This window comes from Microcoleus sp. LAD1_D5, assembly GCF_036702115.1.
Taxonomy (GTDB): domain Bacteria; phylum Cyanobacteriota; class Cyanobacteriia; order Cyanobacteriales; family Microcoleaceae; genus Microcoleus.
Genome location: NZ_JAUBSA010000003.1, coordinates 120,696 through 136,366, shown reverse-complemented (window position 1 = coordinate 136,366; position 15,671 = coordinate 120,696). Strand labels below are relative to the sequence as shown.

The window sequence follows — 15,671 nt, the reverse complement described above, 5'->3', positions numbered from 1 at the left end:
CGTAAATTTTTTACCCCACCCCAACCCTCCCCTTATCAAGAGGGGATGGAGTAAGAAATTCACAAATGATTTAGGATTGCTATACATTACCTAAAATGTCAGGATATTCCAGTTCCTGCACTATTGATACCTTGATTCAGCAACGCCTCTTTTTCCTTCTTTATTCAACATTCCCATTACCAAGGATTGCCAATCATTGTAAAGGCGGCCCAATAATAAGGATGCAAAAGCACTCGATCGCCCCGCGCCGCAATTTCCGGAGGCAAAATTAGACTCATAGAAAGCCCTTCGACTCGCAGCATCCCGTCTTGAATCCGCACACGCCCCTGCAGCATCTCCAATTGCGCGCGCCGCAAAGCCTCCGCTTTGATCATCAAATTGCCACCGCGTCTGGGGGCCCGCAACTGGCGATAAAACTCAGTCATCAGCCCCAAAGTCCCCTCATCGCTGACTTCCCACAAACTCGCCAAAGCCGATTTAGCACCGCTAGCTACCGCCAAACCCGCAAACCCTAACTCCGCCTCTGCATCGCCCAAAGCGGTACTGCACGCGCTTAAAACTAACAGATTCACCGGTGGTTCATTCCACCGCAACTGCCGCATTTGATCGATACGCAATTTAGTATCCCACAACTGAATGTAAGAATTTTTCGGTTCCCCGGGCTGGAATTCGCTGTGAGTTGCTAAGTGAATGATACCAAAAGGCCGATTTGCCCGCTGAGCTTGCAAATTGGCGAGAGTAAAATCTTGATTTAAAAATGATTTTCCGCGATCGGGCGGCGCGATCGACTCTAACTCCACCGGTACCGCCGGCAATGGTGCTTTATCTTCAAATACCGACGCCCCCATTGCCAAAACTTCATCATCCGCAATATTGTCGTAGCCGATATCCGTTAAACTCAGACTCGGCATCACGCTAATGCTATATTTTTCAACTAAAAAGCCTTTGCCGTCGTGAAGGGCCGCAAACGGCACACTCCGCAAACCGGCTGCCGGAATTACAATTAAATTATCAATATTTAAAGCTGTCAAATCGGCAGCAACTGGCGCAATTAACCACCGATAAAGTTTTTGCGCCGTATCCAAATAACTAATGCTGCTTCTTTTGCGGGGATTAGTGATTTCGCTTTGCAGGGCGTCAGCCAATTGCAACACCTGCCAGCGGGTTGTCGCTGGAATTAAAACGCGCCTCGGTTCAGCATTAGCTGTTACTAACACTAATTCTAAATGCTCCCCGTTAGGAACATCGGAAACTTCTTTGCCATCCGGCGGCAACCTCTGGGCTAACTTATCTTCTAAGACGCGAGGAGGCCCGGAGGTGCGGTTTTTTCTCACAGGCGATAGATTAGATAAATCCTGACTTGCCACCAGCACTGAACCATTTTCTTTGGCAGTGGTGGCAGCCAAGCCGCTGACCCAATTCATATAAATAATGGCCGATTTTATCCCGGTATTTTTTTCGTTTTTGCGAAGAGTTTCGTAAATTACCGACATATTACTAATCGGCGTTCTTGCGGGCAAGTCTAGATATTTTTCGTACTCGCGAGTAAAGGTTTGCTCAAACTCTAAAACTCCCGATCCGGCCGAATCGAATCTGCGAGAAGGAACCAAAATCTCCTGGCGATTTGGGGAAATTTTCTCTCGGTTTGGCGATCGCAATTCTACTTGCAAAGACGCAGGAAGTGACGGGGGAGGCTCAGGATTTACGGAAACTAGAGGCGGTGCGGGAATTGGTGTGGGAATTGGTGCGGGAATTGGTGCGGGAATTGGTGCGGGAATTGGTGCAGGAATTGGTGCAGGAGTAGAGGGCGGGCCCGGCGTAACTAGGGAAATCTGATTTGGTAAACTTCCTTGGGTGTAAGTTTGTCCAAAAGAAAAAGTGGGCAAAATGGCGTTTCCCCCGCCAGCATTAATGCTTCCCTGGGTTCCATTATCGATCGCGCCGCCAACTACAAACGGTCGATCAATACCGCCTCCGTGGCCAATTGCGACTGCCCCCGCCCCCGCACCTCCGGCAGTAGAAATACTCGAAGAATTGCCCGATATATCGTTGAAAACACTGTTCGATCGAAACAAACCGAGGGTTGTCACATCAACGCTGCCCCCAGTGCCACCAGGGCCACCTTGAGCATTGATAAAGCCCAACTGAATGTTATCAGTCGCGCTCAAGGAAACGCCTCCGCCGTTGCCGTTTGAAGTGCTGCTGGAGTTGATATCTAGAGCCGAAATGCCCGATGAAGAGGTGACAACAATATTTCCGCCGATCGCCCCCGAAGCGTTCAAAGCTCCCGCAGTTAAAGGCCCAGCATTGGTTTGGAGAGAGATCGCGCCTCCTGTTCCCGTTGCCGATGACGAGTCGATCACACCCGCAGCAACAGTATTTCCCTCAACCCGAATCCTCCCGCCGTTCGAGGTAATATTGCCAGTCCGAACCTCGCGGCTTCCTTGCAGGTTCACGTTGCCGCCACCCGTCCTTAAATTACCCTCTAAGAGGACATTTGCTGCCTTGATATCGGCTCCCAAAGCGGCCGTGCTCTCCCCCCCGAAGGTAACAGAATCTCGCGCGTTAACGCTCAAAGTGCGTGCTGTAATTGTGGAAGCAGCCGTCACGCTAGTAGCGTCAGCCGAGAGCCGGCCCAACCTCTGAGTTTGACCGACTAGGCCGTCAAAAGTAATGTTGCCGCCAGCGCGCAGCGTCAAATTATTTGCTCTGCCCAGCGTGCTGTCGAGGGTATTGGCAAAAGCGATATTGCCGGTAGTGGTGGCTAGGGCGGTACTGCGATCGACTGTGACGGCACTGTTGAAAGTCATGTCGCCAGATGTCGCAATATTGCCCGAAACCTGGGTACTGCCGGCGTTTACAGTCAAACTCGCCAGCGGTGCAGCTTGACCGACTGTAGCGCCGAACAGCACTCGCCCAGCGTCTAGTCTCAGGGCACGAGATCCGTCTAGGCTACCGGAGAACAGAATGTTGCCCCTAGCTTCTGTGCTCAAAGCCACGTCAGCATTGAGGGATGCGTTTCCTGTAAAAGTGAGATCGCCGCCGGATGTCGCAATGTTGGCCTTGAGATCAGTTTGGGGCGCGTCGAGAGTCAAGCCAGCGCTGCCGCTTGTATTCAGGGGATTGTCGATCACGATCGACCTGCCTTGAAGTGTCAGCGGGCTGTTGAAGGTAATGGGTGCGACGATCGCGATCGACGAGCTGCTACCGTTTTCGCGCCCGATCGCGATCGAACTGAAACCCCCCGCCAAAGCGCCGAGATCCGTTGCCGTCAAGTCCAAAATGCCCAAAATATCGCCGGTGCCACCGATCCGAATCGCTCGGCTATCGTTGGGTTGCAAGCGAATTGTTCCCCCCGCACTGCTGACGGAATTGCTGCCGCCTCTGAAGTCAATGCCGTTAGCAGTGAGAGCGATATTACCGCCGTTAGCATTGAGTCCGCCCAGAGAGATGCTGCTGGCGAAAATGTTGATGTTGCCACCTTGAGTCTCGATTGCGTCCTTGGAGTCATTGACAACAAACACTCCGCCGGATCTAAATGTTACGGTGTCTCCCGTTCTCGCTTGCAGGGAAAGTTTGTTATCGGACAAGTCTTGGAGGGTGATGTAGCCGGGGGTTTCTAGAATCACGTTGCTGCCGGCCGCCATCTGTTCCAACTGCACTTCTGAGATCGATGTTTCATTGGGTTCTGGTGTCGATTGGAGTTCCCCGCCAGTTGATGGTGCGCTGCTGTCGCCGTTACCGCTGACGATCGTAATATTTGCCGGATCTAGCAACAAATTGCCGATCGCACCGTTAGTCGCGCGGGTATCGACCTCTCCTTGGAAAGTTAAAGCATTTTTGCCCGAAACTTCTACTCTTCCGCCGTTACCTGCGGCAGTACCCCCGCGAGCACTAATATTGCCGAAGAAGCGAGTTATATTGTCTGACCAAATTACCGCAGTGCCGCCATTGCCACGGTCGATCGCGTTTGCTGCGATCGTAGAATCAGGACTAACATAAGTTACCAGTGCGTTTGGCACCGTTTCCATCCCCCGGAAACCGCCTCCGACGCGCACAGTACCTCCGCCATCTGTCCCGGAAGCATTGATATTTGCGCCGAACAGTCCAACTTTTTCCCCTAAAATATTGACTGTGCCGCCAGCATTCCCAGAAGGACCAAATACATTTACCGAACCGGAGACGATCGCACTTCCTGCAACTGTCGGCACTGTTTGGCCGCCAGTGAGTACCAATTGACCTTGTTCGTTAGTCGTTAAACCTGTGGCTGACGCTACGCCGGGGCCCGTCAGCAACTGAGGCAAAGCTTGTGGGGCGATCGCAGATGTTTCTGACTGCAAAGACGGAGTAATTTCTAAACTCAATAAATTGCCTATTTGACTGATGCGGACTGCATTTTGTCCCGGAACAGCAGCTACAGTAATTTGACCGTTGGGAGCGGATAATTGTCCTGTATTAATAACTGTGCCACCGAGCAAAGTTAAACTTTGCCCGCTGCCCACTGCCAAGTTTCCCGCATTGACAATTGTACCAATTTGTAAGTTATTAAAATTAAATTGATTAGGATTTCCCAGTAAAGCTTTGTAATCATTAATTCCGCTCGAATTAAACGAGCGGTCGCCGAAACCAATACCTGTAGCCGTTGTCGCGAAAAACGACCCCGGCACGTTTAATCTAGCATTTTGACCGAAGACAATTCCCGCCGGATTCATTAAGAATAAATTCGAGTTGCCACCGGTTACAGAAATCAGACCGTTAATTATAGAAACATTGTCGCCGGAAATCCGCCCTAAAATATTTTGAATATTTGGATTAGTTAGAAAATTAGCTATTTGACCTTCGCTGAGATTAAATTGGCTGAAGCTGTGAAACAGATTGGCGCCATTTCCCGACAGTTGTCCGCCACTAATGTCTGTGCGGTTTTGCTCGGACTTAACAACAGTATTCGTGCCGTCAGTAGCAGGAACTACAGGTTGTGATCGCACTGCTAGCGGTAGCAGCCAAAAACCTAATGTCAAAATTAGAGCAGAACGAAAATAGGTCATTGGAGGAAGCCATTAGTCATTAGTCATTAGTCATTAGTCATTAGCCGGAAGGATGAGGGAATTCAGAAAAGCCAATTCCCGATTACCAATTCAAATCTATTGTAGTTTTGATTTTTTTTGAGCTGTAATGTTCCGCCCCAGTGCCAATAAACTTAAAAAGGTCGATCGAACACCGGCACTGCCGGGGGTCGATCGCACTTCAAAACCACCCGTTGCCAGAATATTGGAAATTTAATGCAGATTTTATATTTATCTGTCGCAGGTGTCTTGACAAAATGCCCTCAAAGCCTTATGATTGCAGCAATGATTGGGTGGGACGGCAAAAACCCCCAAAATAACTGGCTGCTCTAATGAAGTTAAAAACAAAATATTGATGCTTTTAGAGGCCAATCATGCAAACTCCAACTTTCCCATTTCTAACGGAACAAATAGTTGAGCAGATATTTTCGTCAGGCGAACTGACTCGCAATGACAGACAGAGAATTCAGTCAATGCTGTTGAATGAGTCGATCGGCGAAAATGAATTGAGCTTAATTGAAAAAGTAATGGAAGGCGTAGTCAAGGGAATACTTGACGTGTTCAATTAGTTAAGAACGAGCGATAACCTCTCTGAGTTTAGGGTGCGCCATCTACAACTTACCCTAATTTTAAATAAAATCGAAAATCGAAAATTCTGTCACCTTTCTAAAAATCATCAGCCGAGTCATCATCCGAGTTCTCATCGCGACGCACAAGTTCAGAAGGAGGCCTATCGTTACTCCAGGCCCACCACACGCCGCTACACTGGCAGCGGTAAAATTCTTGCCACTTGCGGCGGTTGAACTCGGTGTATACTGGCGATCGGCGATTAATCCAGACCTCAGCGGCATCCGTACAGCTAGCGCCGCACTTGGGGCAGCAAAACTCATTAGCGTGAACCGCCGTCGCAGTCCATTCAGGAGGATGTGGAGCAAAAGCTTCCATGTGTTAGAGTTTCTATCTAAACTGCTGGTAATTACGGCAAATCAAGGGTTGCTAAAGATCCGCAGAGTTCGGAATGACCTAAGCAATGACATAAGTACGCTGTTGAGTGCGTAATTCATCTGCCCGTTATTTTTTTTAGTATTTGCCGTCAGATGAATAGTATAACTGATGTGGTGCAAACCGTCGATCGGCATTCTCAACTATTTCAAGGACTAGGCTCATGTCTATCTACAATCTTATCTCGTTTCTGGGCATTTTTGGCTTATGTGCGATCGCCTGGATTTTTTCAGAAAACCGACAGTCCAAGTATATTCCCTGGCGCGTCATCATCTGGGGTATTGGGCTGCAATTAGTCTTGGGATTTTTAGTATTCCTGTTCCCCCCAACTCGCATCGCCCTAGAGTGGTTTACTGGCTTACTGGATGGAGTATTCACCGCTGCTGATGCTGGAGCGAGATTTGTCTTCGGGACTAATGTTGTACCAATACCTGGTAAAGAGCCGGCAGTTAATTTAGGATATATTTTTGCCTTTCGAGCTTTACCGACAGTCATCTTTTTTTCTGGCCTCATGGCCTTGCTATACAACATCGGCGTGATTCAAATTATCACCGAAGTTTTTGCCAAAATCTTTTATATGACAATGCGGTTGAGTGGCGCGGAAGCACTTAGTGGCGCTGCTAATATTTTCGTAGGAATTGAAGCTGCAATTGTCGTCAAGCCTTATTTGCCGAAAATGACTCGTTCGGAAATTTGTGCAATCCTCTCTTGCTGTTTTGGGACGGCCGCTTCTTCAACTTTAGCAATTTACGTTAGTTTTCTCAAGCCTGTTTTTCCAAATATTTTAGGGCATTTAGTTTCAGCTTCAATTATCGCCATTCCCGCTTGCTTTGTCCTCTCCAAAATCTTAGTACCGGAAACGGGAGTGCCCCTGACAATGGGCGGCATTCCCAAGGAAGAACGGAAGCCTAAAGGCCGCGAGTTTGTGGGCGAAGAAATTGACGAAGTGGACGGCGAGATTCCTAAACAAGAGACAGTTGGGGGAGAACCCATCGAACGAGTCAGCCCTTTGGATGCAGCGATAATTGGCGCATTGGATGGTGTAAAAATGGCGGTAGCTATTGCCGCTGTTTTGATTTTAATATTGGGCTTAGTTTCCTTAATTAATCAATTCTTTGGCTGGCTCGCAATTTTGCCCGGCCCAATTGGTGGCTTTTTCAAAGTTGTCACCTTAGCCAACATTATGGGAGTCTTATTTTATCCCCTGACGCTATTAACAGGAGTTCCCTTTGAAGATTCTTGGGAAGCCTCAGTAATTATCGGTCGCCGACTATTAGAAACAGCAATTCCGCCTTATCAAAGTTTAGCAGAAGCATCGGCCAAAAAACTGGTGAGCGATCGTACAGTTTTAATTGTCAGTTACGCGCTTTCCGGCTTCGCCCACCTCGCATCTGTCGGCATATTTGTCGGCGGTACGATCGCCCTAATTCCATCCCGCCGCAAAGACATTTCCGAACTCGGTTGGAAAGCATTATTTGTCGGCACCTTAGCTACAATGATGATCGCTTGCATCGCCGGCACCTTTGACACCGGAGACGCCAGCATTTTAGGCGCTAAGACAGCCCCTGCGGTCCCGTTAACAGCCCCTGATTCTGCGAAACCACTGGCATCCCCAACCGCGAATTCAAAGCCGTCAGTTGCCCCAGCAATTGGCAGTCCGAAGCCTTCGCCCAATACCGAAAAAGCGGCTCCGAGAGCTCAAGAATCTCCTTCTTCCGCCTCCAAGAAAAACCCTTAAATGACCTACGCGAAAAGGACACGGCAATGCCGTGTCCCTACAGATTAGACTCAAATTGCAAGCATTCCCAAACTATCTGGAAATTATCGGCGTTTATCTGCCTTAAATCTGCGGTTGACATATTAATCAAAAAAAATATGCAATAGGTCTAATTACCAATAATCAATAACCAATAATCAATAACCAAATCCCCAAAAGATTATGAACCCCGAACCCGAAATTCGCCGCCTGTTAGATGTTATGCCAGCTTCCGGCCGCATGATGTGTAAAATTATTAATAAGCCACAACAATCAACGGTAATTGACTGCGATTTTCCTTTGCCTTGGAATAGCGCCCGCCCGATTTATATTAATTTTGATTTGTGGAGGCTGCTATCTAAGCCGCAGCGGGATTTACTGCTATTGCGGAATGTAAGTTTTCTGGGCAATGTTAAGTGGTTTAAACCGGATATTTATCAAGGTGCGGCTCTGGCGGGAATTGTCGGGACTGTTGTAGAATTGTTGCAGGGAGATGCGATCGGCACTGCGATCGCGGGCGGTTTGACGGGACTCGCCATGACTCGAATTTGGCGCGATAACCGCAGTTCCCAAGTAGAGTTAGATGCTGATGAAGGGGCGATTAGAGTAGCGGGAAGGCGTGGTTACAACGAAGGGGAAGCGGCCGGACATTTGCTTGGGGCGATCGAGGCTGTGGCGCAAATTGAAGGGCGCAGTTTGGATTTTAATGAGTTGATTCGGTGTCAAAACTTAAAGGCAATATCGGGTATTTCGGCGGTGGGCGTGCCCGATAGTGTCAGGCAAGATTGAAAAAAACGTAGATATAATCAAGAGGGAAACCCATAAAATCCACAACTATGCTCATCCTGCCCAAACTGGAAAACCTGCGCGATACTCTACCTATAGAAGGAGCTGTCCGCATTGAATTAGTGGAAGGCATACCCATTTTTAAAGCCTCCACTGCTGTCAAAAATCGCATCCAAGAACTGTTGGACAAACAACAAACTTTGCCCCTAAACCCTGACGAAGAACAAGAACTCAATCTTTACGAAGAAATCGACGATTACCTCAGTTTTGTCAATCGGACTGTCCGCAATCTTTTCTTGGGCCAGATTCAGCCTACTCTGTAGAAATGTCACCTCGCCGTCAAATCCCTGAAAATATCCAAAATCAAGTTCGTCAGAGAGCAAAAGGTCTGTGCGAATATTGTCATGCCTCGGAGTCATAAATTTATCGATAGATATCCCTAGTCGATCGGATCGCAGTTGCGGGCGATCGCCAAATCAGGAACAATGATAAACTTGATATTCATACCCATCCACCGCAGGCAAATCGCGCGATTCAACCTGACATTTTTGTCCTTCTAGATTGACAGGTGCGCGAAAATTAACCAACCACAGATCAAGCGGACGTTCTAATTGACTGAGTGTTTTGTCAAGTGTCCCTGCCGCTATTTCCGGCGCATCCCTTCTCTGATTAGCCAAAAGAAACAGCGGAGAATCAAAGGCTTTAACTTCTTCTTTCTTCCTAACATCCGTTACATCCGTTACATCCGCTACAAAATCCGTTGCCGAACTTCTTTCCCATTCCCACCCTATCCCCATCAACTCTCCTATTTCTACATGAGTCTTTTGAGTAGTAGCAATTAAAACGGGAACTTTCGATACTTCGCGCATTATCGGAATTAAAAGGTCTGGTTTGTAATATTTGCGATAGCCGAGATTGGAATTTACGGTCACACCGCTTGCAAAACCCATTACTAAAATTAGCAGAACTGCTTTTTTGCCAGCAATTTCCACAGCAGGTAAATTAAACCATTGACTTTTTGCTGTAGGTGTGTTAAAAATAACCGCCAAGGTTGCTCCTAACAATAATATCACCCCCGGAAAGTAGACAAAATTGTATCGTGCGCCGCGAGTTAGGTCAATCCCTAGAATATATGCAAAGCTGAAAAATAGGAAAATTGCTCCTAGTACAAATCCGCCGAAAATAACAGTACCTAAACGACTATCGGGCGTTGTTAAGGACTTTTTAAGAGCGCTAAACAGGATGGGAAGCACCAATATAAAAAATATTGTCATTACGATCGCCGATGCAACTACTACTGCCAAATTGGGCGATTCCACCGGCAACAGAGACATGACAGTGATCCATCCAGCTAAAGCTTGAAAAATCGGATTGATCCAATTTAAAAATGTGCGATCGCCACTGACTATCCAATTAGTTAGTTCGCTGCCGTATTTATTTGACAAAAATATCGGCAGCCAAACTAAACCGCCAGCTAAAGTGCCGAGCGCTACTGCTAAAAGTCGCCCCAGGATTTGAAATTGCCAAATATTAGGCTGCTGACTGTTTGAAATTGGCAACTTCCCATTAAACTGCTGCCAGATTACAGCAATTAATGCTATTGCTTCCGCACACAAAGTCAGTGCAAAAAAGTAGTGAACCGCAATCCCTAAACAGTTAAAAACTACCCAAAGCAGTACCGTCCAAATAGGCAGGGGAGCGCCCTGTTGCAGCTTTTTTGCAGCTAAGGCGAGGCAAAAAAGAGAGGCAATAACTAATAAAATTCCTAAAGTGTAATGGCGAGCTTCTTGAGCGAGATAAATGCCGTAGGGAGAAACTGCCATCATCGCGGCTGCACATTGACCGACTAAACGCGAACTAAAAGCAAATTTGCCCAAAAAGTAAATAGCTGGAACTGAAATCACGCCCAATAATGCAGGAAGAGCTCGCCCTATCCAAACTAAACTATCCTCAGAAACCCCAAACAGTCGCATCCACCAGTGGGCGAGCATAAAATACATTGGTGGATGGTTGCTTTCTAGCAGCAAATTGCGGAACACGTCGGCGGTGTCAGCCTCGGGGCGCAATTGTAGGGGTTGTAATAATGTAGAAAGCTCGATCGCGCGATCGAGCGGCACACCGCGAAAACTGTTGCCCAAACTAAACACTAGAGTCGAAAACTCGTCTGTCCACAGCGGTTTCGAGTTCAAATTGGCAAAGCGCAAAATAAAGGCGATCGCCGTCCACAGAAATAGCAACAACAGTTGTTTGTTATTAATCATTAATTCAGTCAGCAGTCAGTTGTCATTTGTCATTTGTCATCACTCAACGCCGTCAACAGTCAACAGTCAACAATTCCCCATTACCTACTTCACGTCCGTCACCCGCCAACTCAGCTTCATATTGATCCAGAAATTCCACAGCGTCACAGTAGCGATCGCAATCAACTTAGCCAAATATTCGTTTACCTTAAAAACATTAAACAGCACATTCACCAGCAGCACATTCATAATCAAGCCCATCAAACAAATCACATTAAATTTCAACAGCCGTTTCAAGCGCTGGCGCTTTCCAGGCTGCCGCTTAGAAATATCACCAAAAGTCCACAAATCGTTCCACAAAAAATTATTGATAATTGCCACTTCAGCAGAAAAGATTGCACTGCGAGTCAGCCCCAAACCGAGGACAGTCCGCAGCAGGTAAAAAACTCCCATATCCACAAACACCCCGCTGAAACCAACCACGCCAAACCGCAGGAATCGGCCCATCGGCCAGCGGGCAAACCGCAACCGAAGCAAATGTCGCAAATACTCAATATACTGTTTCCAGGTAACTTTGCTCTCCCCTTCTTGTCGCTCCTGAAACACGTAACCAACTTCTCCAATCCAGCGGATGTCCCCCCTGCCGAGCACTTCAATCAATATTTTGTAACCAGCAGGATTCATGGTTTTGCCGGCTATGCAACTGCGGCGCACCATAAAATAGCCACTCATCGGATCGGAAACTCGGCCCACCACTCCCGGCAGGATCACCAACCCCAGGGTTTGAGCGCCCCGCGATAAAAATCGCCTGACAACGCTCCAGTCGCTCACCCCGCCCTCGCCAACGTGGCGGCTCGCAGCGGCCAAATCTGCTCCCCGCTGAATTTCTGCTAAAAGCTGCAATAGCGTCTCCGGCGGATGCTGCAAGTCGGCATCAATGACGCCCAAAACCTCGCCCCGAGCCACCTGCCACCCGCGAATTACCGCTGTGGAAAGTCCCCGCTCCTCTTGCCGGCGCATCACCCGCAATTGCGGATATTCCGGTGTCAGGGACAGGGCGACTTCCCAGGTGCGATCGGGGCTGTCGTCATCGACTACAATTAATTCGTAGTTGCCGGCAAGGATACCATCGAGCAATTGGCTCAATTTTTCCACAATATTCTGGATATTCCTGCACTCGTTGTAGGTGGGAATTACCAGGGAAAAATAAATTGGCGATGTGCCTGCGTGTAAAAAAGTTGAACCGAAAGTCTGTATAGCAGGAATTTGCAAAGGCCCCGACGGCACTGGCAAGACCTGATTTGGTTGGTAGCTGCCCATAATTTCAGTGTTCAGAAAGTCAAGAATAGTTTGGTAGCACTTGAGATTGTAAAATATCGTTCCTCCATAATTGATTAGTTAAAATATAAAAACGCCTTAATTCTAGTCAGTAATTCTGTAGCTGAGTTAAAAAGAAAACTGTGGATGCAATTCTCGATCGAGCTTTACAAGGTTATAACATCTCTTCTGCAGAGGCAGTGGTACTTTTGCAGCAAACAGAGCCAGACGCACGAGCTTCTCTTCAAAAAACCGCTGACTTGCTCCGCCGCCGACAATCAGGGGATACTGTCACCTACGTTATCAATCGGAATATTAACTTTACTAACATTTGCGAGCAGCATTGCAGTTTTTGTGCATTCCGTCGCGACGAAGGAGATGAGGGCGCTTTTTGGTTAGATGCAGCTCAAATTCAGGAAAAGGCAACTGATGCAGTGCAGCGGGGTGCAACGGAAATTTGTATGCAGGGCGGCTTAAATCTTCAAGCTAAGCTGAACGGCGCATTTTTACCTTATTATCTGCAATTGGTGAAAACTATTAAGGATAAGTTTCCTCAGTTGCACTTGCACGCTTTTTCGCCGCAAGAAATAGAATTTATTGCCAGAGAAGATAATCTTAGTTTCAGCTATGTAATTTCGGCTTTGCGGGATGCCGGAGTCGGTTCGATGCCGGGAACCGCGGCGGAAGTTCTCGACGATTCTGTGCGACGGGTGATTTGCCCGGAAAAACTAAATTCGGCAACTTGGCTGGAAATTGTGGGAACTGCTCACAGTCTGGGTTTGCCGACAACGAGTACGATGCTTTGCGGGCATATTGAGACAGCCGAACAGCAGGTTTTGCATTTAGAAAAAGTGCGATCGCTCCAACAAACTGCGATCGACCAAAACTATCGGGCACGCATTACAGAATTTATTTTACTACCATTTGTCGGAAAGGAAGCACCAGCACCTTTGCGGAGTCGAGTCGGCCGCGACCAACCAATTTTAGCAGATACATTGTTACTCACCGCAGTATCGAGAATCTTCTTGGGAAATTTGATTTCCAATCACCAACCGAGTTGGGTAAAATTAGGTTTAGATGGAGCTACAGAAGCGCTGAAATGGGGTTGCAACGACATCGGCGGTACATTGATGGAAGAGCACATTACAACAATGGCCGGTGCGGTTGGCGGCAGTTGTCAATCTGTCGAAGATTTGCAAAATGCGATTCGTTCTTTGGGGCGGGATTATCAGCAAAGAGATACAATTTATCGACCTTTAGGGGTTGACAATTTGGCAGTAATAAGTAGTAGGATAAATTGAGCGATGTCTTACAGCGAGTTCACCTCAATTATCAAAGTTAAACAAGCCTTTGGATTAACAACTGTAGAAGGCCCGCGATTTCTACCGCAAATAACTCCGATCGCTCCAAGTGCAACCCTGACAGATTTTTTGGCGAATAGTTTACCCGTAGCTGTGGCGACAGGTAGCGAAAAAGCTCGCTCGGAAATGATTATTACTCCGGTACTGCTGGAACTCAGGAAGATTTTGCAGCAGAATATTAGCTTGTTTTCGGGGGAAGACTTTACGGTTGATTATGAAACTGGACTAAACGGGATTTGTGATTATTTGATTAGTCGTTCTCCAGAAATGTTGGAGATTGAAGCACCCGCTGTGGCGGTTGTTGAGGCTGAAAAAGCTGATTTGAAGACAGGAATTGGACAGTGCGTTGCAGAAATGGTGGCAATGCAGAAGTTTAATGAAGCGAAGGGGAAACCAATTTCAGTTATTTATGGCAGTGTCAGTAACGGCACGCAGTGGCGATTTCTCAAACTAGAGGAAAAAATTGTATCGATCGATCTTAATGACTATGCCTTGCCTCCGGTGGACGAAATTTTGGGAATGCTGGTTTGGATGGTACGAGATGGCTAATTGAAACCTCTCAGTTGGTAAAGCTTGTCGGATGCGAAGCGCGTAACGCATCCTAGGAGTTTAGCCGCTCGCACTTTCCAATTCTTCTAGCGCTTGCAAATTTCCAACCTGCCAAGCACGTTCCACTGTAGCCGGAATCAGTTGGGCGATCGCGATTTCTGGAAAATTCGGACTAATATCCGATTCTACATACTCTCCATCTTGCAGCAAATAAATGCGAAGTCGGCCGCCGTCATAAACCCATACTTCTGGAACCCCAATAATTTTATAGGCATCGATCTTAGTTTTAGAAGTAACATCCGTCTCAATTGCCAAATCGGGCGGCGGATCGTCCGGTAAAAGTCGGCGGCGGCCAATCATCCGCTGATAATTTAGAATATAAAAGCAAGCATCAGGTTCAACTCCTGCTGCGCCTTCCCGTTTGAAAGTAGTAGAACCAAAGGGTTCATATCTTCTGCCCGCTGACTTGAGTAAAATTTTTACAACATCGGAAATTAAATCTTTCGGCCTTTCGTGTTCGGGTAAGGGAACCATGATTTCTAAGGTACTATTGCTGTAGGCAATTCTAGTTCTTCGCTTTTCTCCTAATTCCTGCAAAATCGACTCAAATTCCAGCCAACTTATATTGGGAATAGTTACGACACTACCGGGAGAAAGCGTTATTTGGCTAACAGGTTTGAGGACGGGAGTGATAACAATCATAAGCTGAATTACGAGCTAGTTGTTAAGTTTGTGCCAAGGGCAGGCAGGATGCCTACCCCACAAGAGTTTTTGGATATATCTGTTGAGTTTAGCACGGGCAACGAGAAGAGATTCGCGATCGCACTTTTGACTCGATTCTAGAAAGAGCGATCGCACATTTATGACTTCATTGCAGCCGGATTAATTTGACTAAAAGACTCATGATTTCTCCCTGATCGGGTGTAATAATGATGCGATTGTCGGGAATGGCGATCGGATGAGTCCAACGAACAGCTTCCTCGTAGCGCAATGCGTGCAGTTGGTGGATAGTTCGGCGTACCCCCAGCGGCGAACCGATGATGACGTGACGGACTGCTTCGCGATCGGCCTCAAAGGTTTGGTTGGTTAAAACATTCGGCGATGTTTGGTTCGATGATGAATCTTGCAACATAGCTTTGACCAATAATTTTGGATAGGTTTGATGCTTTGTAACGGTAAAACCGCGTACAATAACAAGTTGAAAAAAAGACAGCAATTCCCCTACAGCACAAGTGGCTTAGCTGGTGCTGTCTAATCTGTATTAGATTAAACCTAAATTAATTTAGGGTAAATGTCAATCGTTTTAGGTAAATCCCAAAATAAATTAATATAACTTAACAAATAGCCTATGGAAACCTCAGAAAGAGCCGATCGATCGCCCCTCATGCGACTGAGAGTTCAGCGGTTTATGACTCAAAAGCAGCTAGCAGAAGCACTTGGCGTTACGGAAGCGACGGTAAGCAACTGGGAAGCTGGGCGATCTGTACCGAAGCTAACGCCTGTTCAATACAAGAAGTTGCTAGAGATTCTGCAAATTACCTCTGCTGAATTACCAGACCAATTTGGTTTTCCTAGCGATGCTGATGGATAGAAAACG

13 protein-coding genes are annotated in these 15,671 nt (G+C 47.2%); 7 read left to right on the top strand and 6 right to left on the bottom strand.

Going from position 1 to position 15,671, the window contains the following annotated elements; all coding sequences use genetic code 11:
* Positions 1-176: 176 nt before the first annotated feature.
* The gene (locus tag QUA70_RS02640; protein WP_333344404.1) at positions 177-5,045 is read right to left on the bottom strand and encodes a CHAT domain-containing protein; all 4,869 of its coding nucleotides are present in this window, start codon (positions 5,043-5,045) and stop codon (positions 177-179) included.
* Between the two features lie 392 nt (positions 5,046-5,437).
* On the opposite strand from QUA70_RS02640, the gene QUA70_RS02635 reads away from it, so the two are divergent.
* Entirely contained in the window at positions 5,438-5,632 is a 195-nt protein-coding gene (locus tag QUA70_RS02635; protein ID WP_333344406.1) for a hypothetical protein, read from the top strand.
* A gap of 97 nt (positions 5,633-5,729) precedes the next feature.
* Here QUA70_RS02635 and QUA70_RS02630 read toward each other — a convergent pair whose 3' ends face one another.
* Positions 5,730-6,008 (bottom strand): hypothetical protein, encoded by a 279-nt coding sequence (locus QUA70_RS02630; protein WP_333330520.1) that lies wholly within the window; start codon positions 6,006-6,008, stop codon positions 5,730-5,732.
* A 220-nt stretch (positions 6,009-6,228) separates the two neighbouring features.
* Here QUA70_RS02630 and QUA70_RS02625 point away from each other — a divergent pair, with 220 nt between their 5' ends.
* The 3 genes from QUA70_RS02625 (at position 6,229) to QUA70_RS02615 (ending at position 8,930) form a co-directional block, all read left to right on the top strand.
* Positions 6,229-7,803, top strand: a complete 1,575-nt coding sequence (locus tag QUA70_RS02625; RefSeq protein WP_333344408.1) for a nucleoside transporter C-terminal domain-containing protein — start codon at positions 6,229-6,231, stop codon at positions 7,801-7,803.
* Positions 7,804-8,004: 201 nt separating this feature from the next.
* A complete protein-coding gene (locus tag QUA70_RS02620; protein WP_333344410.1) occupies positions 8,005-8,610 on the top strand; it encodes a DUF3318 domain-containing protein in 606 nt (201 codons plus the stop codon).
* Positions 8,611-8,657: 47 nt separating this feature from the next.
* The gene (locus QUA70_RS02615; protein WP_333330511.1) at positions 8,658-8,930 is read left to right on the top strand and encodes a hypothetical protein; all 273 of its coding nucleotides are present in this window, start codon (positions 8,658-8,660) and stop codon (positions 8,928-8,930) included.
* Between the two features lie 153 nt (positions 8,931-9,083).
* Here QUA70_RS02615 and QUA70_RS02610 read toward each other — a convergent pair whose 3' ends face one another.
* Together QUA70_RS02610 and QUA70_RS02605 are read right to left on the bottom strand one after the other, a co-directional pair.
* Positions 9,084-10,868 (bottom strand): glycosyltransferase family 39 protein, encoded by a 1,785-nt coding sequence (locus QUA70_RS02610; RefSeq protein WP_333344411.1) that lies wholly within the window; start codon positions 10,866-10,868, stop codon positions 9,084-9,086.
* A gap of 84 nt (positions 10,869-10,952) precedes the next feature.
* Positions 10,953-12,167 (bottom strand): glycosyltransferase, encoded by a 1,215-nt coding sequence (locus QUA70_RS02605; protein WP_333344413.1) that lies wholly within the window; start codon positions 12,165-12,167, stop codon positions 10,953-10,955.
* 140 nt (positions 12,168-12,307) lie between these two features.
* Between QUA70_RS02605 and cofH the strand changes: the two genes are divergently transcribed.
* On the top strand, positions 12,308-13,465 hold the full coding sequence (cofH, locus tag QUA70_RS02600; protein ID WP_333344414.1) for a 7,8-didemethyl-8-hydroxy-5-deazariboflavin synthase subunit CofH: 1,158 nt from the start codon (positions 12,308-12,310) through the stop codon (positions 13,463-13,465).
* 3 nt (positions 13,466-13,468) lie between these two features.
* On the top strand, positions 13,469-14,074 hold the full coding sequence (locus QUA70_RS02595) for a hypothetical protein (protein ID WP_333344416.1): 606 nt from the start codon (positions 13,469-13,471) through the stop codon (positions 14,072-14,074).
* A 60-nt stretch (positions 14,075-14,134) separates the two neighbouring features.
* Here QUA70_RS02595 and QUA70_RS02590 read toward each other — a convergent pair whose 3' ends face one another.
* Complete coding sequence (locus QUA70_RS02590; protein WP_333344417.1) at positions 14,135-14,776, bottom strand: Uma2 family endonuclease; 642 nt, start codon at positions 14,774-14,776, stop codon at positions 14,135-14,137.
* Positions 14,777-14,942: 166 nt separating this feature from the next.
* Positions 14,943-15,206, bottom strand: a complete 264-nt coding sequence (locus QUA70_RS02585; protein WP_190731698.1) for a hypothetical protein — start codon at positions 15,204-15,206, stop codon at positions 14,943-14,945.
* 216 nt (positions 15,207-15,422) lie between these two features.
* Here QUA70_RS02585 and QUA70_RS02580 point away from each other — a divergent pair, with 216 nt between their 5' ends.
* Positions 15,423-15,665 (top strand): helix-turn-helix domain-containing protein, encoded by a 243-nt coding sequence (locus tag QUA70_RS02580; RefSeq protein WP_190745066.1) that lies wholly within the window; start codon positions 15,423-15,425, stop codon positions 15,663-15,665.
* Positions 15,666-15,671 lie beyond the last annotated feature (6 nt).

What these genes read in the sequence shown, in the direction of transcription:
- QUA70_RS02640 (WP_333344404.1), bottom strand. Translation starts at nt 5,045, where the DNA reads ATGACCTATTTTCGTTCTGCTCTAATTTTGACATTAGGTTTTTGGCTG.
- QUA70_RS02635 (WP_333344406.1), top strand. Translation starts at nt 5,438, where the DNA reads ATGCAAACTCCAACTTTCCCATTTCTAACGGAACAAATAGTTGAGCAG.
- QUA70_RS02630 (WP_333330520.1), bottom strand. Translation starts at nt 6,008, where the DNA reads ATGGAAGCTTTTGCTCCACATCCTCCTGAATGGACTGCGACGGCGGTT.
- QUA70_RS02625 (WP_333344408.1), top strand. Translation starts at nt 6,229, where the DNA reads ATGTCTATCTACAATCTTATCTCGTTTCTGGGCATTTTTGGCTTATGT.
- QUA70_RS02620 (WP_333344410.1), top strand. Translation starts at nt 8,005, where the DNA reads ATGAACCCCGAACCCGAAATTCGCCGCCTGTTAGATGTTATGCCAGCT.
- QUA70_RS02615 (WP_333330511.1), top strand. Translation starts at nt 8,658, where the DNA reads ATGCTCATCCTGCCCAAACTGGAAAACCTGCGCGATACTCTACCTATA.
- QUA70_RS02610 (WP_333344411.1), bottom strand. Translation starts at nt 10,868, where the DNA reads ATGATTAATAACAAACAACTGTTGTTGCTATTTCTGTGGACGGCGATC.
- QUA70_RS02605 (WP_333344413.1), bottom strand. Translation starts at nt 12,167, where the DNA reads ATGGGCAGCTACCAACCAAATCAGGTCTTGCCAGTGCCGTCGGGGCCT.
- QUA70_RS02595 (WP_333344416.1), top strand. Translation starts at nt 13,469, where the DNA reads ATGTCTTACAGCGAGTTCACCTCAATTATCAAAGTTAAACAAGCCTTT.
- QUA70_RS02590 (WP_333344417.1), bottom strand. Translation starts at nt 14,776, where the DNA reads ATGATTGTTATCACTCCCGTCCTCAAACCTGTTAGCCAAATAACGCTT.
- QUA70_RS02585 (WP_190731698.1), bottom strand. Translation starts at nt 15,206, where the DNA reads ATGTTGCAAGATTCATCATCGAACCAAACATCGCCGAATGTTTTAACC.
- QUA70_RS02580 (WP_190745066.1), top strand. Translation starts at nt 15,423, where the DNA reads ATGGAAACCTCAGAAAGAGCCGATCGATCGCCCCTCATGCGACTGAGA.